The organism is Pigmentibacter ruber (assembly GCF_009792895.1).
In the GTDB taxonomy this organism is placed as follows: Bacteria; Bdellovibrionota_B; Oligoflexia; order Silvanigrellales; family Silvanigrellaceae; genus Silvanigrella; species Silvanigrella rubra.
Genome location: NZ_WSSC01000001.1, coordinates 984,374 through 1,007,127, shown reverse-complemented (window position 1 = coordinate 1,007,127; position 22,754 = coordinate 984,374). Strand labels below are relative to the sequence as shown.

Genomic DNA, 22,754 nt, shown 5'->3' with positions numbered 1-22,754 from the left:
GAAAGGTGATACACCATGAAACTTAAACGAAGTATTGGTTTATTTGGCATTATATGTGCCAGCCTTGGCGGAATTGTAGGATCTGGCTGGCTCTTCGGTTCCCTGTATGCGGCGCAAATGGCAGGACCGGCCTCATTGATTTCTTGGCTTATTGGTGGCGTGAGTATTATGTTTCTTGCCCTCACATTTGCTGAGTTGAGTACAATGTTTCCTATCTCTGGGGGAGTTGCTGCTTTTCCAATTTTTACTCACGGTAAACTTGTGGGTTTTATTCTTACCTGGATCACTTGGATTACTTATGTAGTTTCTATTTCTCAAGAGGTTCAATCTACAATTCTCTATATGGGAAATCGCTTTCCTTCTTTAATTCAAAAAGTAGATGGAATTAATGTTTTTACATCTACTGGTTATATTATTTGTTTTCTAACCATGTTGGTTCTGATACTGTTAAATAGCTTTGGTGCAAAATTTCTAGCCAATGCTAATAACTTCATAAGTACTTGGAAACTTCTTGTTCCCTTTCTCGTTGTTGTTATGTTTTTGATGACATCGCATAATGTGGATAATTTAGGTTTAACTTCAACATCTCCACACGAATTTGCTCCTTATGGAATTAACGGAATATTTTCTGCTGTCGCACTAGCTGGTGTTGTATATTCATTTTGCGGATTTCAACATGCTGCTCTTCTTGCGGGAGAATCAAAACGTCCACAACGTGATATTCCCTTAGCTCTAATTTTATCTATTTCTATCTGTATTGTTCTTTATTGCGGTCTACAATATTCTTTTATTACAGCAATGCCAGACAGTGCTTTAGCAAATGGTTTTAAAAATCTTTCTTTTGCTGGTGATGCTGGTCCATTAGCTGGCCTTGCGGCAAAAATTGGAATTTTTTGGCTTGTTACAGTTCTCTATATAGATGCCATTGTTTCGCCTTTAGGGACTGGAGTTCTATATGTTGCATCAAGTGCACGCATTGTTCAAACAATGAGCCAATCTGGAAATGCTCCTAAAATTTTTGCTAAAATTGCCAAATCCGGCATTCCAATGCGCGCCATATTTTTAAATTTAGTTGTTTCAATGCTTGCCTTTCTTCCTTTTAGTGGTTGGAAAGCAATTGTTTCCTTTCTTTCTTCAGCTCTTATTTTTTCCTTTGCTGTTGGGCCTATCTGTTTAATTGCATTAAGAAAACAACAACCAAACAGACCACGTCCATTTAGCCTTCCTTTTTATCCACTACTATCATTTATAGCCTTCTATGTTTGTAACTTAATGATCTACTGGTCAGGTTGGAATGTAGTATGGAAACTAGCTGTAACCGTAATTGCAGGTCTTGTTGTTTTTGTTATTTCCAATCACCTTGGGAAAAACTCGATTGATAAAGAACATATTGCAAACAAATTAGACTATAAATCTGCTTTATGGCTTATTCCTTATATGCTAATTTTCTGTGTACTATCTTATTATGGCTCCTTTGATGGTGGACAAAAAGTTATTCCTTTAGGTTGGGACTTTTTAGTATTAGGTGTATTTAGTTTATTTATCTTTTATCTATCAACTAAGTATTGTTTACCTGCCGCTGAATCAGAAAAAAATACAGAAGCATTGCTTGCTAAAAAAGGCGGAAATTAAATTTTTCCTAAATAATTTTTTAATATTTTAATATATTCAGGTGTTTTTTTAAATTTTTCAAAGGAATTTTCAATTTTTTGAATTAATTCTTTTGAAACATTTTTTGAAGTAGCAATGTAGTTTTCTTCTAAATCTATTTTTTTTCCAAAATTATAATTAGAAATATCTTGATTTTGATTTTTAAGTTCAGCAACAATATCAATTTTTACATCATACCAAGCATCAATTCTTTTATCGATAAGTTTTTTTAAAATAGCTGTTTGATTAAAAGATGTTTCAATATCTTCTGGAACTAAACCATTTTTGGTATCTCTTAGAGTTTGTTCCATAGAAGACCCGAAAAGAACCCCTATTTTTTTATTTTTAGCAGTACTAAAATTATCAATATTTTTTTCATTTTTAAGAGTTAAAAAAATGGATTCTAATTCATACAATTTTGAAATCCATATATAATTATTTTCTCTTTCTGCATTTCTTGTTAAAGGCAAAATAAATGTTTTTTTATTTGAGTTTAATAATGTATCTAATTGCGCTCTTTTCCATGGTAGATATATAATTTTGTAGGAAATATTACTTTGATTTAAAGCGCTAGAAAGAATATCTCCCGCAATTCCAGTTATTTTATTATCAGTTATAGCTACTGTCTGATTTGAAAATTCATGTGTTAATATTATAATATCAACATCTTCTGCTGAAGAAGAATTTATAAAGAAAAGCAGGAAAATTAGTATTATTTTTTTCATACATCTACCAGCAATAAATTTTTATATTTGTTTGTATTTTATACCATATTTTTATAAAGTATAATAATCTTTAATTCTTCCAAAAAATGTATGTCAATTCCAAATGCGAATTATTTATATTTATGGATATTTTGTTTAATAGTATCATCCCTTACTTTCCCAATTTGATTCCAAAATTTTTCACACAGATCCTTATTTTTTTCATAAAAATTTTTGCCAAAAACTAAGAAATAATCTTTTTCAAGTACGGCTGGGTTTAATTTAACAATTTTATGATGGTCAGGTAATTTTGAGTTAAATATATCAATTGTTAAATCATGCTCGACCAAAACATCAAGCCTACCAGCACTCACTTTTTTAAATAAAACTTCCGAACCTTTACTTTCTTCAAAAGGAATATTCAATTTTTTTAAAGTTTCTATGACAGAACTGCCTCTAGATGCTCCTATATTAGAGTTGTAATTTAATAGCTTTGTGCCATCCCAAGAAACTGTAGAGTTTTTATTTCGATAAAAATGATATTTCAATGAAAATACTCGTCTACTGCTATCAGCTTTGCCATTACTAAAAGGAAAAACTCCATATTCAGTTCTTTCAGGTAAATAAGAAAAAACGAATATTCCATCAGCTTCTTCTTTCTTTAACGTTATAAAAACCCTATTCGTAGGAACACGAAAATATTCAATATTTATTTTCAAATCATTTGCTGCTTTAGAAATAACATCAAGAGATAAACCTGGAGGATCTGCTACTTTATCATCGTTTCCCATTTGATTGGGGGGAGAATCTTTATCAGGGTAGAACAATTTTAAAGTCAAGGCTTCAGACGAGAAAGAAAAAAATAAATAAAATAAAGGAATAATTTTTTTCATTCTTTAATTTCCTAGTAATTAAATAAATTAAATTAAGTAACTAAACAATCAATTTTAACTTAAGAATATTTACTATAAAGAATAAACAAAAGAAATTTCAGGACTAACCTGGACATCCCCGTACATATATCCAATCATAATACCAAGTAATAAATTTAATTTTTTAGTCATTGACCATTTGTATCCGGGAACTACACCGCCTATCAAATCATTGTAGGAATCTGACTTATTATCACTTTTTTTAATAGTAACTGATTCATAACCACCAAAAAGTCCTAGATATATCCCACTAACATTTGGAGCAGTAAAATATAAATTAAGTCGAACCTGACTTTGCCAACCAGTAACTTGCGGATCAATATTACGTGTATCAAAATATGTTCCATATAAACCTATTTGAACATTTTGAGAAACATACGTTGAGACTCCCGCTGAATATAATCCAAATAAAGGTCCTAAAATATTTAATGACAAACCAAAATTAGAAGGGACTGATGAGGATTCTTTATCTTCATAAGCTTGCACATTACTTTGAAAAAATAATATCATACAAATAAACAGTACTATAAAAATTTTACGGAGCATCATTTTCACCATATTTTTCTATTTTAGTCATCAAAGCATTTGTTTCTTTATTTGGAGAAAAAATATTATCTTCTGACAAAGAAAAAGTAACCTTATGTAAACCATTTAACATATTTTTTTTACAACCAATAAGTTCAAGATTTGTTTGAAATGTTTTCCCATTTATTTTAATAGGATCTTCAATACTTCCCTGCAAAGTATGATGACATTCATTTGTTCTTTCCATACCAATAGCAAATAAATCTTTCTGCTCTATTTTATCTGATTGTATTTTAAATGAATATATTTCTTGTTTTAGCTCTTTCTCACTCAGTAACGTTTTTTTTGTCACAAAGATTAGCATGCCATGACTATCAAAAAATTCAAGCGGTTCCTTATCTATTTGTATATTAGAATAATGTTTTACCCTTTGCCATCCGCCATAACCATTCCTTAATAAAACAATAGTTGCCAAATTTTTATCTTCATTACAACCTTTCATAATTACAAATGCTTCTTCATCGTTTTTATTTAAAATTTTACCCCTTGTTTCATAAAAATATAAAAAATTATGATCACTATTTTTATAATTCATGTATTTTGGACACTTGTTACATTGAGTGAAAGGTTCATTAAACTTTTCTTGTATTTCTTCAGCACAAATTGGGGAAAAGACTTCAGCATTTGTAAAATGTTGTAAATTATTGACTAATACAATTTCTTTTTTTTCTAAAGGCATTTGTTTTTTATCAGTCTTTTCAATTTTTTTTGCAGGTAATGCAATATAATTTTTTGTAAATGGAGCCTTTTCAACCAACTTTGTTTTACCAAGATCAAGGAGTTGTTTTGAATCTTGGGGGAAAAATTTAAATAATAAAAAACCAGCAACAATACTTGGGGTAAAAAATAGAATTAAAAAAATTAAAAATTTTTTCATAAATTAAAAAAACTGTAATTGTTGAGTTACGTGTTTTACTATATTGCCGACATCTTGGCTAGTTAAACCTATTTTTTCTAATTCTATTTGATTAACTCTTGTATCGCGATGATAATTTTGAAAAGCATTACCAAAGCGATGGGCAATTGTATCAGCTAAGCACATTATATTGATTAATTTATTTTGATCTGAAGACAGCGTTTTAGGCCGAAATTTTTCTTCAGTATGATGATACTTAATTAATATAATAACATTTTGGGGCAATTGCCATTTTTGCAGCAATACCTCTGCTAACTGTTCATGAGGCTCTAATTTCAATAATTTTTCTGCAATATTAAAATCTATTTTTTCTTTTAAACATTTCTCGGTCACTTGTTTCATTAAATTTTTATCTGAAACTGTTCTAACAAGTAAGCCTACATCATGCAATAAACCAGCAACTAATAAGTCAGATAAAGCCTCAATTTTTAAATGCTTTGCTATTTCAAATGCTACTTGTGATACCCATGAGGAATGTTTAGTAAAGGATTTTACATTAAAAAAATCTATTGCTTCAAACTCAAATAACTTTTCAATGGAATATTTAATAAGAATTTGCATTAACGAACTAAGACCAATTCGAGTCATTCCGACCTTCAAATCACTAGTAGATTGTCCCATCGAATAAACAGAAGAGTTTGCAAGTTTCAAAATGCTCGATGTTATACCTGCATCTTTTTGCGCATGATTTGCCAATTTTGCTATATCGGCCTCTGAGCTATACATTTGAGCTAAACATTCTCGAACAGCATCGGGAATGGACGGTAACTTGATATCTTTTGCAGAATTGTTTTCCATATTACCCTCATTAATATTTTCACTGAATATATTTTTTCCAATTTTGTTCTAACTCTAATACAGCAGCACAATAAATACTCATTTGAAAAGGAGCTCCCCAATCAAAGAGTGTTGATAAATTTACAGGATCCATCCCATGCGATAGGCATAAAGACTTAAAATTAGAAATATTAATTTCATTGTTTAGATATGAATGGAATTCACATTTCAATAATAGAAGAGGATAAAATAAATTTGCTTCAAGCCAATTATATTTTCCTTTTTTGGATACTCCATTTCCATTAAGAAATATTCTTTCAGCATTTAATGCATTTTTTTCTGCTAAAAATAAGTGATCTGCTAAATACATTCCTTCAGGCAAAATTTTATGTTGCTTTGCATCAACGATATGTTGTAATTCATGGACAATTAAAGAAGCCTCATATAATTCAAAATCATTTTTTTTAGATAGAAAAATGTGATTTGTATGGCCAACTCCGACTAATGAAAAGAATCTATCTATTCTTTCAATGATATGAGTTTGATAATCAGGCTTTGAATTTTCGCCAAAAAAATATTCTTCTATTTCTTTAAGCGAAAATTTTCTTGCGAATATTGGTCCAATTGGAAATAAAATAGGTCGCCAGTTGTCAACTACAAGCTGCATAATATTTTCTACCAAATACTCTGGAATATAATACATTTCATTCATAAATATTTTAAGAAAATTAATTATTGATTTTTCGTTTTTTTCTAAATTGTAATTCCAAATTTTTGCCAATTCATTTAATTTACCAAAAAACGATAGGGGTTTTTCAGTATCAATTATTTTATTTTTTTCATTATAATATATTTTTTCTAAAGAATTTTTTAACAAGAACAATTCAGTTAAATCTTTTTTATTAATATTTTTCTTTTCAAAAGAAAAACAAACCCACTTATAATACTTCGAAATTAATTTATTATATTGCAGAACCTGTTCATTGAAATTTTTTGTAAATTGGTTTATTACTGTTTGTGCAGCAATCATTTTTTGCAAATAACTATGTTCATTTGGAGTAAGAAAACCGAGTTCAGCTTTGGTAATGAGACTTGATATTTCATCCAAATTAAAGCAAAAATTCACTTAAAACTCCTAACTAAAATTTGAGGTATCGCCTTGTCTCAAACTAAAACTTCATTATGGGAAAAGTTAACCTTTTCCGATGTTACAAACATAATGCTAAAGTTAAATAAACGTTCAGCAAATAAAAAAGATTTAAATTCAATTCCATTTATAAACGAGACTTTAAAACAAAAAGATCCCTATCCTTCTTTTATTCAAGCTCTCCCATTATTAAGAAAGTCTCCTTTTAAATCTCTAATAGTTTTTGAAAAAAACCAATTTACAAAAATGTTTTTGATTCATATTACAGACGTAACAGCTTCTTTGCTTGCCGCCTTAACAGCGGTTCAAGTGTTAAGAAGTTTAGAACAGACATCGGAACATTTTCGTTTGATAGATTTATTATACCAGAATCCAACTCTAAACGAAAAGTTATTTTTTAGTATGTCTTTGGCTATTATTATATTTTTGCTTAATATTTTTGCAACAAGCTTACACGCCCAAAAAATTGAAAAGGAGATGTTACTAGCTTGGCGAATTCCCTACAAACTCATGTTTTACATTTATACCCAACTTCTTAACATCAGCAAAAAGGATAGAAATAAGTTTCAATCTGGTGACATTACAAATATGGCACAAAATGATACAAAATTTTTAGGAGATTACCTATCCCACGCAATGGTGGACTTTCCCGTTTTATTAGTCTCTTGCGTCTTAGTAATGATTATTATGATCTCTACCATTGGGAAAATTGCTTGGTTAGGATTCATTATCATTAGTCTCCAAATTCCAATTTCAATTTTTTTCACTTGGCTTGGAAATAAGTTGCATCATGAGATGATGCGGCGTGGAGATAAAAGACTGCAACTTGTAACGGAATGGATTCAAGGAATGCGGTTGATTCGTTACTTTGGCTGGGGCAAGCATTTTAAGCAAGAAATTAACCAAGCGACTTTATCTGAATATCGACAAGATTTAAAAATTGCTGCAAAATACTGCACCGCTTTTGCCATCACACATAATTGGTGGATGGTTGTAAGTAGTGCTATTTTTGCTGGAATTGTTTATTTAGATGGACAAAAAAATGCTTCCACCATATTTGCTGCCATTTGGTTTTCTGGAATTCTAGGTCATCAAATTACACCATTACCTTGGTTTGTAAATGCTTGGTCACAAGCACTAGTAGCCTCAAAAAGGCTAAAAAAAATGTACCTTGCACGAACTCAAAACGAAGAATTTCCAGAAAATTTAAAAGAAAATTTTTCTCAAGAAGAAAAGAAATTGATTGATAAAATTATTACAAAAAAAGAAAAAATGTCTTTTTCAATTTCATTTACATTAGAAAATGTTTCTTTAAAATTTTCTGATTCAGAACCTTATGTTTTAAAAAATATTAATTTAGAAATTCCCGCAAATAAAATTATTGCTATTATTGGTCCAGTCGCTGCTGGGAAATCTATTTTATTGCAACTCTTGATGGGAGATCTAGTTCCTACAGAAGGGACAGTACGCTTTAAATTACAAGTGAATCATGACAATGTAATCACTGAACTGAATTGTTTTGTACATACCCTTACAGGAGTAAATATTTTGCGTGCTATTCAAAGTTATGTACCGCAAGAAGCATTTATCATGAATAGTACAATAAGAGAAAATATCCCATTGCAATATAAAACTGAAAATGAAATATTCACTAGTGAAAAAGAAATTATAAATTCTTTATATGCTGCTAGCTTTAAAAGTGATTTAACAAATTTTAGTCAAGGATTAGAAACAGAAATAGGTGAAAAAGGTGTGAACTTATCTGGCGGACAAAAACAACGTATCAGTTTATCTCGCAGTGCATTTAAGAATTCTAGTTTAATAATTCTTGATGACCCTCTTAGTGCAGTTGATGTCAAAACAGAAAAAGAATTAGTAACAAATATTTTTCTGGGCGAATGGGGAAAGAATAAAACAATCCTTTGGGCTACTCATCGTTTAGAATTTTTAAAATATTCTGATTCAATTATATTTTTAGAAAATGGTGAAATTTGTGAACAAGGAATATATAAAAATTTAATAAAAAATAAAAACTCAAGATTAACGCAATTCTTAGCAGGCATAGAAAATTATGGAAGAAACTAAAAAATTTATTGCAAAAGAAAGTGTGCAACAAGGTAATATTGGTTTTGCATTTTTTAAACGTTACTTTTTGGCTATGCAAGGTGTCCAATATTTTACACCAGTCATATTTATTTTAATTATTTCAGCTAGTATAGGTGAAAGTTTATTTCGCTATATTGTTTCTTTGTGGGTTGATAAATGCTCTAATAATCAATGTAACCATGAAATTCAAATTTTTAATGAATTAAAGAATTGGTTACAACATGCAAATGCAGAACAAATCACAACATTTTTCTTTGCTTTTTGTGGAATAGTTATAGTAATTAAAGCTTTAGATTGGCTAGTTTTAATTGGTTTTTTATCAAATGGAGCAAGAGTTCTTCATGATCAAATGGTTGATAGTTTTTCGAATGTCAGAGTTACCTTTATGGATGAGCATCCCTCAGGTAGACTTATCCGCCGCTTTAGTGGCGACTACATTCAGGCAAAAGATGAAATTCCAAATATATTTGCAGATATTCTAGGCACATTTGTAGAATTAGTAATTATTACAATTATTGTATTGTATCAAACACCTTTTGCCATTTTTTCTATACTACCTTGCGCTTTATTTTATTATCGAATTCAAAAAATATTTAAATCAGCTTCAAGAGAAATTCAACGTCTAGCAAAAATTTTAGAAACACCTATCTGGAGTTTATTTACTGAGTCAGTAGTTGGTTTTCAAACAATTCGTGCTTATGGAAAAACAGAAGAATTTATCAATCGTTTAAAAGGAATTGCACAAGATTTTGCAAGAGCATCTTTGTTACAAAGCAGAATATTGCGTTGGTTAAACATACGACTAAAAGTAACATCTGAATTTTTTTCGTTTACAATTACATTAATTGCAATTTATTTTGTTACACAAGGAAAAATAGGAATTGGACAAGCTGGTTTTTTAATGAGTTTAACAATTGGCTTAGACTCTATTATGCAATGGTTAACAAGAAGTTTATCTATGATTGAAGCAAAAATGGTTAGTGTTGAAAGAATCATTGAATATAAAACTCTACCATCTGAACATAAAGATACAAAATTAGATTTTATAACTATTCCACATCAATGGCCTAAACATGGAGAGGTTAATGTATTAAATTTACAAGCTAGTTATAGAGAAGATTTACCAATTATTTTAAACCAGTTAACTGTTTCCTTTCCTGCTGGAAAAAAAATAGGGATTATAGGTAAAACTGGTGCAGGAAAAAGTACATTATTTCAAGCTTTTTATCGAATGCTATTTTTCCATAGTGGCGAAATTTTAGTAGATAATATTGATATTTTAAAGTTACCTTTAGAAAAAGCGAGAGAAATTTTTGCAATTGTTCCACAAGAGCCACATTTATTTTCTGGAAGTTTAAAATATAATCTTGATAGAACAAATAAATTTTCTGAAAATGAAATTTGGAATGCCTTAAAAGATGTTCAACTTGCTGATTATATTTCTAATTTACCTGGTAAATTAAATTATGAAGTTGCAGAAAAAGGAACAAATTTTTCTGTTGGTCAAAGGCAATTAATTTGTATGGCTAGAGCAATTTTAAGTAAAGCTAAAATTATTTTAATGGATGAAGCAACCGCTAGTGTTGATTTAGAAACAGAAAAATTAATTCAAGCGGCAATAAAAAAAGCCTTTGCTGAGAAAACTACTATTGTTATTGCACATCGCTTAGATACATTGAAATCTGCCGATTATGTTGTTTTGCTTGGCAACGGCAAGCTCCTAGATTATGGTAGGCCTGAACAAATTCTTACCAAACTAGGTAATGAACTTGAAACGCACTTAACTTAAATATTTCAATAGGAACGCTAAAATGGAAAAGGCAGTTAAAATTTTAATAACTGGAAAATTGCATGAGGTTGCATTAGATCTTCTAAAAAATCAGCCATCTGAACTTTCCGTCTCTTCTCCATTGCAAATTGTATACCTCCCAGACGCTCCAAGGGAGGTGATACTAAAAGAAATTATTGATACAAATGTTTTAATTAGCCGCTCTGAAACAGATGTCGATGAAACTTTATTAACTGCGGGTAAGGAATTACGAATTGTTGCACGCGCAGCTGTCGGTTATGGTAATATAAATTGTGATTTAGCAACAGATCTTGGTATTTTAGTTGTCAACACTCCAGGAAAAAATACCAATTCGGCTGCAGAACTTACCTTTGGCTTATTACTTGCACTTATTCGAAAAATTCCAGCAGCACACATTAGCACTAGCCAAGGCGGTTGGAATCGCCATCATTTTACAGGAACTGAATTGGGTGGAAAAACAATTGGTATTGTTGGCCTAGGTAATGTTGGACATAGAGTAGCTAAGTTTGCTTTAGGTTTTGATATGCGCGTTATTGCTTATGACCCCTATATTTCAGATGAGGTATTTCGCCGCAATGGTGCTGAACGCAAAAATACTTTAGAAGAACTTCTTGCTGAATGTGACGTTCTTTCTGTTCATGTTCCCTTAAATAAAGAAACAAAAGGCATGATCACTGAAGTAGAATTAAAGAAAATGCGCAAAGGTGCATTTGTTTTAAATGCTGCACGCGGTGGGATAATTACTGAAAAAGGATTATTAAATGCTCTTAATGAAGGCTATATTGCAGGTGCCGGAGTAGACACCTTTGATAATGAGCCAAAACCGATGGCCGAACTCATCAAACATCCTAATATAATTGTGACTCCCCATATTGGAGCTAGCACCCTAGAAGCCCAATTTCGTATTGGCGAAACCATAGCTGTGCAAGTTTTAAAAGCTTTGCGTGGTGAAATTGTTGATTATCCAGTAAATTTACCACATGTTTCTTTACTTGGCTCAGGCGATCTCCGTGCAATCTCGGTTTTAGCTGAAAAATCAGCGCATGTTGCTGCTCAAATATTCGATTTTCATCCAGCCACCTTGCGTTTGACTGTTACTGGAGCTTTAAAACAAGAAGATCTACAAATCCTAAAACTCTCTACATTAAAAGGCTTTTTAGCGCATGCGTCTGATGAGTTTGTTTCTTATGTAAATGCAGAACGTTTACTAGCAAAAAGAGGTATTAAAATAGAACTCGCTCTAAAAAATAATTCACTAAAAAATGAGTTGCTGCTTGAAGTTTTTGGCAGCGGAGCAAATGAAAAAGTATCTGTTGGTTCTGTTTTATATGATGGAAAAATAGCAAGGCTTTGCTCTATCAATGACTTTCTATTTGAAATTGAACCCGATGGTGACCTCATTATCATGCAAAATCATGATAGACCAGGAGTGATTGGTGATGTTGGTTCTTACTTAGCAAAAAACAATGTCAATATTGCACAATTTGAGTTATCCCGAAATCGTAGAGGTGGCATGGCAATGAGCTTAATTCGGGTTGATGGCGAATTGCAATCAGCCACTATCAATGGTTTGCGAAAACTGCCAAATTTAATTTCAGCGCGTTTGGTGAGTGGACTCTAGGACACCTATAAGTTATTGAAAGTCATATATTACTATGATAAAAAGAGAAGTTGCCATATTTTGTCTCAAAAGGAGAAACCTTTGAATCCAAGTTATGAAATTATTGAACAATTATATAGACTTGATATTGATTCTGGACTTGTTACCCAAGATCAACGCGCCGCTCAAAAAGAACTTTCTGAGCTCGCAAAAAAATCTAGAATCAGTGAAGAAATTATTTCAAAAACCAGAACAGACATGTCTTTCAACGAAGCGGAACTTCGTCGTTTGTATAAAAAGCTTGATGATCTTGAAGAACGGAAAGCTGAACGCTCTGCTAGGCTCTTTGCCGCAAAAAATGATGATGATCACAGAAGCTTAAAACGTGAACTGGATCATGTTGAAAGAGAAATTCGTGATACACAGAAAAAAGCTGATGAAACAGAAAACAGAATAGAAATGTCAAAATCTTTGTTTCAAAAAGCAGAAGCTGAACTTTCTGCATCAACAAGTGCATCAGAAGGTGAACGCAGAAAAGCACAAGAAGCTGAAACAAAATCCGCAGGTCGTTTAACAGAAATTAATAAAGTACGTGACACTTATTTATCTCGTCTAGACGATAGAATTGCGCAACACTATATACGTGTCGCAAAAATTACCCGTAATCCAAATGGTCCCATTTGTCGGGTTATTGAAAGAGCATGCGGCAATTGCCATATAGGTTTATCTCCGCAAATTTTAAATAACATTGCCAGAGGCAAATCTGTTGAATTTTGCCCTAACTGTTCGCATGTTCTCCTTCCTAGTTCACAAGTTTAAGTTTCTTTTAAATAAAAAAATACTAGTGCAAAAAAGAGAGTAGTTAAAACTCTCTTTCTTCTTTATTCTAAAGAAAATTTCATTGTTATTTTCCTTATTATTTTAATCTAACCTAATTTTTAAAATATATTAATTCATTAGAGCAAAATTTTTTAAATAAGTAAATAGAACAAATAAAAAGAGAAATATTAAATATATTTTAAAATAAAAAATTATAAATTTGTTTTTCAATCATTATCATTTTAAACAAAATAAAATCAAATAATTCAATCTGATTAACATAAAATTTTACATGGAGTTTTTTTATGAAAAAAATAATATCTCTGACTACAATTTTTATTTCTTTAAGTTTTACTTCTGCATTTACTAATGAAAAAACCATTGTTGATGAAATATATAGTGGAATAGTATAAGCAGCAAGATATCAAAACATTGATCCAATTCATGACGCATTACATTCAATTAATTATGATTACTATAAATTAACAGATCCAAGAGGAGTAGAGCATAAATTAAAAATTTTGCACAGTGAAAAAGGCAAAAAACAATAGAAGATGTTGTAAGATTTATTGTTTCTTCTAAATTCGAAGAAATTGAAATGAAACTTAGTTATTACACTCAAGACACTAATATAATAAATAAGATTAAAGAAGATATTGTAAGAGATGTTAATTCACGTGTATTAGAATCTTATGAATATAATGCTAAACTAGTTGCTCATAGAATTGATTAATTTATCTTTAAAAAAAAATTTTCCTACCTTTAAAAATTTATCAATTCACTTTTAATTTTCTGCCAATAAATTTAATTTTAATCAAAATTTGAATATAAGAATTAAAATTAAGATGAAGTAACAATATTTCTTATTAAAAATAAAAATTATCATAACTAATGTAAAAATAGAATTTAAAATATATTTTAATAAAAACTAAATATCGTAAGAGTTAATTATGATTAATAAAAAAAATAATAAATGCTAAAATAATGTATTGACAGATAAAAATTTATAATTTATTAGCAAAGAAACATTACTTTAACTATCCAATATTATAAGGAAAAAGCTATGAAAAAATTACTTCTTGCTTCTTTAATGCTTGTATCAACTTCTGTTTTTGCACATAATTTACCACTAAGTACAAAATGGAGCAGTGACTATGCACCTGGTAAAGGCACTTATATTGTAAAAGTAGTTTCAAAAGATGAAATTGAATTAACAGTTGATGAAAATGTTTGTGGCTTTAATCAACTAGGAGATGTTTCTTTTTGCACTTTAATGTTTTTCTTCCCTATTAAAGGCGTATTAAACACATTGCCCATTCCTGCTCCAAGAACCACTTTAGTGTATAGTTTAGAAAATACAGATTATAGAATAGTACATGATGTTACAAAAAGTGGATATATTCGTTTGTTAACAGTTGATGAAAATGGTGGAGTGAAAGATTCTGTTAGATTGTTTAAAAAATAATTACTTTAATTTTCTTTTAGCGCACTAGTTTTCTACTAGTGCGCTTTTTATTGTATTCTATTTAATTCTTCTTGGTCTGATGAATATTTTCTTGATTTTTAAAATTAGCTAGTATTTACTTATTTTACAAAAAATATTTTTCTACTTTTTATGATTTTATTTTTAATATTTTTTTCAGAAAAAATAAGAATAAAAAATATAATAAAGTAGGGGGAAAATATTACTACATAGTATGGTATATAATGAATTAAATATCCACTGAGTAATGCAATAAATGCTATTGCAATCGTTGAAATTTGATATTGTTTTGTTGTCACGTCTAAAATTTGTTTCAATTCAAAAGTTCTCTGAACAGCAAACATTCCTAATGAAAAAACTATATTTGAAAACAAATGTGCCAAAATGATTAGAAAGATAGATAAATAAATATTTTCAATGAAATAGATAACTAAGTAAATAAAAAGAAAAATAAAGTTGCAGCTTAAAAAAATGAATTTACTTTTAAATAATTTTTCAAATTGATTACCAGAAATTAACATGGGACCCATTATTTGTCCGATAGTCTTTGCTAAAATAAACCCCAATGCAGGGGTTAAAATTATTCCAAATATGAATATTTTTGTCCCGTATTTATTTCCAATAGTTGGAAGCAAGGAAATTGCAGGAGTAGTTACAATAGGAAGAAAAATTAAAATTAAAAAAGAATATTTTTGTTCCTCTGAAAAATTTCTAAAAAATAATAATTGTTGTTTTATAAAACTTTTATTTTTTATTTCCTCATTATTTTTATAATTATCGGAATTTTTAATACTTATAAGTTTATTTTTATAATAAGAATTCAGAAATAATAAAGCAGAAATAAGATACATTAAAATATTTAAAATTAAATAATTTTTTGTACTAAAATAATTATAAAGCAAAGTTCCAATGAATGTCCCTAAAATTATATTTATTGAAAATAAATAGACATCTAATTTTGCTGCTAAAGGTAGATAATTTTTATCAGTAAAAACTCTTTTTACATAGATTTGAGATATTGGGTAGCAAAATCCCATAATAAAAGCTGAGATAAATTCAGCAAAAACTATTAATAGTACATAGTTATTGCTAATTCCTAAAAGTGGTAAGAACAAGGAAAATGCACCAAATAATTGAAATAAAATGCATAAAAAAATAATATTTACTTTTTTTGCCAAATAGCAACTCAATTGGCTTGAAAATATACCCGGTATTACTGAAAATGAGAATGCCATTGTAAAATATAACGGCGAGGCTCCAACCTTTGCCAGATGACCGTATACAGCGACTTGCGTTAATCCAATACCAATCTGCATAATAAGATTTGCAATTGCAAAATAAACAAAATTAATGTTTAAAAATAAAAATTTAAACACAAAACACCTCTATTTGTTGATTTAAGAAAATCGTTTTATTATTTTTAATTATTTTTCGAAATTCAAAATCAACATCTACGGCATACAGTGTCCATCCATTTTAAACAGTCGGGTTAGCATTAATGCCTTTTATCAGAAAATTGGAGTAAAATAAATGATTATTGCTGAAATTTATAATTTAGGAGTTGTAGAAATTGGGATTTTATTGAATGGAGTCAATTTAACTGGCAGTATTTTTTAGAAATCATAAATCTTATATTTTCTATTATTTTAATAATGCCAATTAAGATTTGATAAAATTAATGCTATTAATGAATAAATCACTCCAGTTTTTTGAATAATTTTTACAAATAAAAGAAACAAAGAAATTAATAATGGATTGGTATAAACAACTCATCACGGTTTGCATTACTTCCTTCAAATCCTTTTCTCAATTCTTTTCCTAAATTTTTTTAAAAATTAGTCCAAACTCAAATTCCTCTTTTACTAATGAAGAAACTGTCTCAATTTACACCTTTGGAATTTTAAATGAACTTAAAAATATAAAATCCATTTTTAAATTTACAAAAAACTTTCTCAGTGAATGGTATCGTCATTTATTTTCTAATGATGGATTTTTATTCAGACTTAATAATTTAAATCATCTTTTTCCTGAGCTTTCTAAATTCATTTTAAAAAATAAAAAGTTCAAATTAAAATCTAATTCCTCTAAACATATCATTCTATTAGAGTCTTTACCTATTATCTTAGCAAAGGGTTTTAGAATCCACAAAAGTAATACAGCAAAAGAAATTTCTTCAGTTGGTTTCAGCTCTTCCAAAAGTATTTTTATTTTGGATTAAAACTTCATTTTCCAGCTTTATTTAAAAATAATCGCCTTCCTCTCTCAACGAAAATAACCCGCACTGAGACACAAGATTTAACAACGGCTAAGAATGATTTATTAAATTTAAATCATTAAGAAATATTTGCTGATCGTGCATACTGCGATCAATCTACTAAACAAAAATTGGCTGGAAAAATTTCTAACTTGCATACCCCAATTAAACTTTCAAGAAGTAAAAAAATTCTTTCATAAGAAAAAAAAGTATATTATAAATCTTTTTGTTTAATTAAACAATCAATAGAAATTCTATTCAACTGGCTAATTGAATCTAATGGTATTCAAACAATCAAACAGCATCCAAAGTCCGTTCTACAAAGGGCTTGCTTGTCCATGTTTTCGGAAGACTTTCTGCATGCCTTTTTAAGTAAATGTTCTTTTTCTAAAAACGTATTCTTAACTCTTAATTAGCATTATTTGTAAATCATAATAAATTTAAATTTTTTAAAAAAATGCTATTCTCGGCATTTGAACGAGTGCCCAAAATCAAGATATTCAAACTTCGCGTTATTCTAAAATTAGCATTATGTCCCCACATGTCATAATATAGATATTTTATTTAAAGATTAGAAAGAAAAAAGTATATAAAAGTTATTAAAAAACCTTATCCCAAAGTTTTTGGTTAAATATTTATTGTTACGAAAGGTATTATATTTGTGCCTCTCCATTAGTTTAAAACATTTTCACTCATTACAAGCCTATGCCATAAAATTTTACTTATTTGTCAAATTGTCATTTTAATATCAATTATTGGTTATCTCTTCTTTTTTCTAAATTTGAGATCTAGTAACTTATATTATGGGAATAAGTTAAAAATTAAGAGATTATAATTATGCCTACTAAATCATTACAATTAAATGAATTTGTAGTATACTTAAAAAATTGGTTTTCATATCATGATAAAGATTATAGTGACTGTATTAATATTAATATTTCAGATATTAAAAACTTAAAAGAATGTGAATTTGGAAAAAATAAACAAAAATTTATTATAGCATTCAAATTTATAAATCCACAGGATAAATATAAATGCGCCTTTGGATTTAATATAAATCAAGGCAAATTAAAATGCAGACACTTTTATAAATCTCACAGCGAAAGTAGTTGGAGAGTTGGTACAGGTTGGAGAACTGGTCAAAGAAAAGGCAAAGAAGGAGATTGGGTTAAAGGCGCTGAAGGTCCTAATTTTGCACTTGAACATATGGAAGGTGGCTATATTGGAGAAGGATTATTGCAATTTGCTTTTGAAAAATATCTTGAAGATTTCGAGGAAACATTTATTCCTCCTTATAAATCAAATATTTATGATATTTTAAAAAATGCTGGCATTGCTGAAGACTATTTATATTCTGATAATCCTAGCATTCAAGCAGAGTATATTAAAGCACGAAATATAATTCCTGACTCATTATATTTATTAAATAAAAATAACAAATATAAAGAAGATCTTTATAAGAAAAGTCAAGTATTTTTTCAAAAAGACGTAGTTTTTGCAAATGAAATTAAAGATGATGATGTTTTATGGGGAGTAATAAACCAATGTTTAAATAATGGACCAATTAAAAGGTATAAATTTTACCACGAAATTTTAAAGGAAAATTGTATTACTGAAATTTATGGACTTAAAAATATTTATATAGAAATAGCTCGAACTGAAAAAACAAAAAATCTTAATTTTTGTTCAAAATCAGGTCTCGCAACACATTCAGTTAATAGTCCAATTTGTTGGGTAAAGAATGTTTATATTTGGGAAAATGCTCAACTAGTTACATCAGAAGAAGAATGGGGCAATGTTTCCACATTTGGAAATTATTCTGATTATGCTGATGATCTTTGGTTTTTAGTGCAAAAACCTATGGATTATATTTTTCAATGCGTACCAAAAAATGTTCAATATATATTGAATAGTGCGGAAAATGATTGCATTAATTTAAAGAAAATTGGATATTACAAATCTTCGAATATATTCGCCAATAACTTTTATAACAATTTTAAATATGTTTCTCTTGCATTTTATAACGAAAAATATTCGAAACTTATTCAAGAATACAAAAAGAAAAATAACTTTCAATTATTTAAATCTAAATCAAATAAATTCAATCTTACAAAATTAATTAAAACATTGACTGAACCTGACAATTTACAAAAAATTGTACTTTTATTAATTCATGGATGTCAAACATATAAATTTTTGCATAAAAATGAAGATTCAACAGGAACACGAAGATGTAAAGATTTTATAAAAATATTACAAGAAAACTTTAATGTTATTACATACGATAAATTAGGAAATATTATGCATGATCTTTTTTCTGAAAATAGAATTGGAAATACATGTTATACAGAAAATAAATGGTTTGGACGAATTTTGACAAATGAAAATAGTTTGTTTACTGTATGTGCAAGAAGTTTATTGAACCTACAAGAGTATAAAGAAGCAGTAGATAGTTTTGACAAAAATAATCCAATTAAGATTGCATATATGACTAATTATACTAAAAAAGAAGATTGGATTATTCGTTTTTATATAGAATCTTTAAAAGAAAAATTATTGGATATTAATAAAGATCAAAGCGGAAAATTATTAGAAAAAATTAAAAACTACAAATAACCTATCTAAATAAATAAATATTTTTATTATAACGTCCATGTCAAAGCTCTGTTCTTACTAAATAGGTATAACAGGTAAAAAAAACCTCCACGACAAATGCGATAGATTAGCAGCCATATTTGCTAAACCAAATATTGAATTTCCCATGGCAAAATTTTCAAGAGTAGTTTCTGAATAAATCCTTTCATCATTTGCACGATCTGGAAGAAAATGATTTCTCCCTAAGTAATCAAAATGTTTTAAGATAACCGCAACATATTTCCACTATTATTCAGTGGGAAGAGAGAATTTTCAATTTGTTTTATTAAAAATCTATTTTGCAAATGTTTCCGCTGCTTCTTTTGTAACAGTATAAGAACTATAATTTGCTTTATACTCAGGATAAATATCAATTTCCCAATTTTAAGGTTTTTCATTATAATTTGCAATTTGCAAAAATAATGAAACTCTAAGTTTGTTCTTAAAAAATATTATCAATTTATATTTTTATCAAACTATAAAATTGATCTTAACCCCTATTTGAAATTGACACTTTTTCATCAAGAAAAGGAGAGTCAATGGATAAATTAACAAAACAACATAATTTACTTTTATTTTTCTTAAAATTTACTTTAATTATTCTGAAAATTTTCTAATAAGTAATAATTTCTTGATGAAATGGAAAATTAAATTTTAATTTTAAGATCCTATTTTTAAATCAAAGAAATTTTGTATCAAATTCCCATTTGAAAGCAGAAAAAAAATTAATTTTTTTGTTGTGAAAAAAAGAATAAAAAATTATCATTGCGGTAAACTTTTTTTTACAACTATTGAGGGCTAGTACCAATGAAAATCAAACTGATTTTGGCGTTCTCCACAACTTACTTTAGTTTAGCTTATAGTTTATTTGCATTGGCAGACAATCCCAAAAGTGTCCGTTGGACGTATAAAGAAGACAACAATAGTGACTTTGTGCATATTATTGATGTAATTAATCAGAAAACTGGTTTTGCTCTTTCTGTATCAGATTTTACAATGCTCGAAAGTCGTAAACTGGCAAAATATAATTATCTTATGCTCACGCAAATGCAAAATGGGTTGCCAATAGAAGGTAACACGTTACGAATTTGGACAAATAACCAGGGCCAACTTTACCAAGTTGAAGCGCAAGTGAGCGATAAATCTTCCCCAAAATATTCTAAACTAAAAAGCTCAATGGGCGATGAAAGCGTTGATACTCTTCTATCCTCAGATGCAACAATGGATATAGTAAGAAACGCAGTTTTAAATCATCCTGATGATAAACAGATACGTGATTTAAAATGGAAAGACGTTATAGACAAAGATAAAATATTACGTATCGTGAAAGTTAAAAGTAAACACGGAACTCATACTATTAAGATTGATCCTACTAACAAAAAAGTAGTCGATCATCTTTATGAAGATTTTCCTAATGCAGACAATGACAATAAAACACTAAGTGTTCCTGTGCATATTTATCCAATTTATGAAGAAATTGAAAAAACTAATGAATTAATGCCACGTTCTCCAAGTTTTTTACGGAACCTTAATAGCAAGATCTTCAAAGCAGAGACAGATCCTTTTGCACCCTTACGTAACATAAAATACTTAAATTCCATGTTTGATCCCTTTAAAGGATTAACTGCAGCTGGACGCAAAGAAGGATATTGGGCTCCTTCCTACGTAAAAAGACAAGGTAACGCAATTCGTAGCTCACTACCTTTAGTTGATAATAACTTTGCTTCGGGTTTTCTTTTAGAAGGAAAATATACTTCAATAAATGTTCATCCTGATGCTATGAAACAATATGCTGGAAGCTTAAATTTTAAACCACAATTTTCAGGGCAATTCCGTTTTGACTATCGTGATAATGAAATGGTTCCAACCGGAACTTATCATGCTAAACCCTTTACTTCACGAAAACAAATGGATCAAATTGATGCGGTTCGTCTCCCAGATCATAACGTTGTAGAGTATATGAACAACGGCTTTGATGCTATTCAAGTTTATTGGGCTGTTGATCAATTGTTTCAATCTCTGCAAAAAAGTGGTTTTAATGATCCAGAATTATCTACAAGACCATTTCATGCGTTCCTTTATGATCCAGATATTTCCATGAAAAATAATGCGTATTACACTGACGATACAATTAACTTCACAACTTATTCCCCAAACCAAGGTAACATGGCGCGTGATAATACGACAATTTGGCATGAGCTTGGACATGGTGTGATGGATCGCTTGATGGGCGATTATATTAATTTAGCTGGCACAGGTGGACTGAGTGAAGGTATGGCCGATTTTGTGGCACAAATGGTATTGCATGACGTTACAGGCGCTGGTTCATTCCCAGGCTTATCCGATATGCGCATTATTAATAAAACAGGATTTTTCCTAACCAACGAAGTGCATGATGACGGAGAAGCATTTGGTGGGACAATGTTTGATATTTTAACGGCAGCAGAAAAGAAATTTGGAATTTATACCGGATTGCAAATGATGACAGATTTAACACTAGATGCTATGCGCCTAAGCAGAAACCACCCTGCACTTGGTGAGAAAGAGTGGTTTGAGCACATGTTATTTGCAGATGAATTAGGCAATGGAAAAGTTCGGAAAAGTGGTGCTTTTAAAGAACTTATTTTAGCTGCATTAGCCAATAGAAACTTCAGTTTAGACAATAATTCGCATGCGGAATATATTTTTAAAGCAGATGGAAAAGATATTATAGCAGGACAGCCTGGTTCCCGTTCAAAACCTATTCCAGTGAAGCTAAAAGCAGGAGAAACAAAAGCATATAATTTAACAGTACAGCTTAAAAACTCAGCAGTTTACAAATTTAAATTTCCAGTTCAAGTAAAAGTCAGTTTAGGCGGAGGTCCAATTCAGGGGGCAATCCACTGGAAGGATGAAGAAAAATATCCTTTAGTTTACACTTTAAATTCTGAAGCTGATATTGCAAAAATTCCACTTTCTGTAACTGGCCAATGTGATGAAATTAACCGTGATGATGGCAGCTGTGTAGATTATGCTTCAGTGCAAATTCTGAATAATGGTCAAGATTTAACAAGTAGACCAGTGGCGAAAAAACGCTTTTATATCAGAATGAAGCAAGTAAAGAATTTAAATTTTGAGTCCTAAAAGATATTCTCATCTCCATAGTATTATCAGTTAATATTATTTAAATATCCTCATAACAAAATAAAATTTATTTTAGATCAATATTATTTTATTAACCATTATTATCCATATATTTTCATAAAGTTATATTGAAAATAATTCTCAAAATTTCCTTCTAAAATTTGCACGAAATTAAAAATTGTTTGTCCTAGTTTCTTATGTTAAACATTTTGCT

Annotated in this window: 15 protein-coding genes; 8 read left to right on the top strand and 7 right to left on the bottom strand. The window is 29.4% G+C overall.

From position 1 onward, the window contains the following. The first annotated feature begins 15 nt into the window (after window positions 1-15). On the top strand, window positions 16-1,632 hold the full coding sequence (locus GOY08_RS04180; RefSeq protein ID WP_158997430.1) for an APC family permease: 1,617 nt from the start codon (window positions 16-18) through the stop codon (window positions 1,630-1,632). Here GOY08_RS04180 and GOY08_RS04175 read toward each other — a convergent pair. The 6 genes from GOY08_RS04175 to GOY08_RS04150 form a co-directional block, all read right to left on the bottom strand. After that, window positions 1,629-2,375: a substrate-binding periplasmic protein gene (locus tag GOY08_RS04175; protein ID WP_158997429.1), complete on the bottom strand. Its 747-nt coding sequence runs from the start codon at window positions 2,373-2,375 to the stop codon at window positions 1,629-1,631. The two genes, GOY08_RS04180 and GOY08_RS04175, sit on opposite strands and share 4 nt — an antisense overlap. Before the next feature lie 110 nt (window positions 2,376-2,485). Beyond that, a complete protein-coding gene (locus GOY08_RS04170) occupies window positions 2,486-3,247 on the bottom strand; it encodes a substrate-binding periplasmic protein (RefSeq protein ID WP_158997427.1) in 762 nt (253 codons plus the stop codon). A gap of 72 nt (window positions 3,248-3,319) precedes the next feature. Further along, a complete protein-coding gene (locus GOY08_RS04165) occupies window positions 3,320-3,832 on the bottom strand; it encodes a DUF3575 domain-containing protein (RefSeq protein ID WP_158997425.1) in 513 nt (170 codons plus the stop codon). Next, a complete protein-coding gene (locus tag GOY08_RS04160) occupies window positions 3,822-4,748 on the bottom strand; it encodes a hypothetical protein (protein WP_158997423.1) in 927 nt (308 codons plus the stop codon). Before GOY08_RS04160 ends, GOY08_RS04165 begins: the two co-directional genes overlap by 11 nt. A gap of 3 nt (window positions 4,749-4,751) precedes the next feature. Continuing rightward, window positions 4,752-5,585, bottom strand: a complete 834-nt coding sequence (locus GOY08_RS04155; protein ID WP_158997421.1) for an HDOD domain-containing protein — start codon at window positions 5,583-5,585, stop codon at window positions 4,752-4,754. 19 nt (window positions 5,586-5,604) lie between these two features. Beyond that, on the bottom strand, window positions 5,605-6,690 hold the full coding sequence (locus GOY08_RS04150) for a hypothetical protein (RefSeq protein ID WP_158997419.1): 1,086 nt from the start codon (window positions 6,688-6,690) through the stop codon (window positions 5,605-5,607). Window positions 6,691-6,723: 33 nt separating this feature from the next. Between GOY08_RS04150 and GOY08_RS04145 the strand changes: the two genes are divergently transcribed. From GOY08_RS04145 to GOY08_RS04125, 5 genes are all read left to right on the top strand, one after another. Next, window positions 6,724-8,796, top strand: a complete 2,073-nt coding sequence (locus tag GOY08_RS04145) for an ATP-binding cassette domain-containing protein (protein ID WP_158997417.1) — start codon at window positions 6,724-6,726, stop codon at window positions 8,794-8,796. Continuing rightward, entirely contained in the window at window positions 8,783-10,606 is a 1,824-nt protein-coding gene (locus GOY08_RS04140) for an ATP-binding cassette domain-containing protein (RefSeq protein WP_158997415.1), read from the top strand. Before GOY08_RS04145 ends, GOY08_RS04140 begins: the two co-directional genes overlap by 14 nt. Window positions 10,607-10,628: 22 nt before the next feature. Continuing rightward, window positions 10,629-12,248 carry a phosphoglycerate dehydrogenase gene (gene serA, locus GOY08_RS04135; protein WP_158997414.1) on the top strand — a complete coding sequence of 540 codons (1,620 nt, stop codon included), beginning with the start codon at window positions 10,629-10,631 and terminating at the stop codon, window positions 12,246-12,248. An 81-nt stretch (window positions 12,249-12,329) separates the two neighbouring features. Beyond that, entirely contained in the window at window positions 12,330-13,046 is a 717-nt protein-coding gene (locus tag GOY08_RS04130) for a zinc ribbon domain-containing protein (protein ID WP_158997412.1), read from the top strand. A 1,063-nt stretch (window positions 13,047-14,109) separates the two neighbouring features. Further along, the gene (locus GOY08_RS04125) at window positions 14,110-14,511 is read left to right on the top strand and encodes a hypothetical protein (RefSeq protein WP_158997411.1); all 402 of its coding nucleotides are present in this window, start codon (window positions 14,110-14,112) and stop codon (window positions 14,509-14,511) included. A 119-nt stretch (window positions 14,512-14,630) separates the two neighbouring features. On the opposite strand, the gene GOY08_RS04120 is transcribed toward GOY08_RS04125, so the two are convergent. Continuing rightward, the gene (locus GOY08_RS04120) at window positions 14,631-15,905 is read right to left on the bottom strand and encodes an MFS transporter (RefSeq protein WP_158997409.1); all 1,275 of its coding nucleotides are present in this window, start codon (window positions 15,903-15,905) and stop codon (window positions 14,631-14,633) included. Between the two features lie 1,715 nt (window positions 15,906-17,620). On the opposite strand from GOY08_RS04120, the gene GOY08_RS04115 reads away from it, so the two are divergent. Further along, a complete protein-coding gene (locus GOY08_RS04115; RefSeq protein WP_158997407.1) occupies window positions 17,621-19,399 on the top strand; it encodes a hypothetical protein in 1,779 nt (592 codons plus the stop codon). Window positions 19,400-20,224: 825 nt separating this feature from the next. After that, window positions 20,225-22,540, top strand: coding sequence for a gluzincin family metallopeptidase (locus GOY08_RS04110; RefSeq protein ID WP_158997405.1), 2,316 nt, complete (start codon window positions 20,225-20,227; stop codon window positions 22,538-22,540). The last annotated feature ends 214 nt before the right edge of the window (window positions 22,541-22,754 follow it).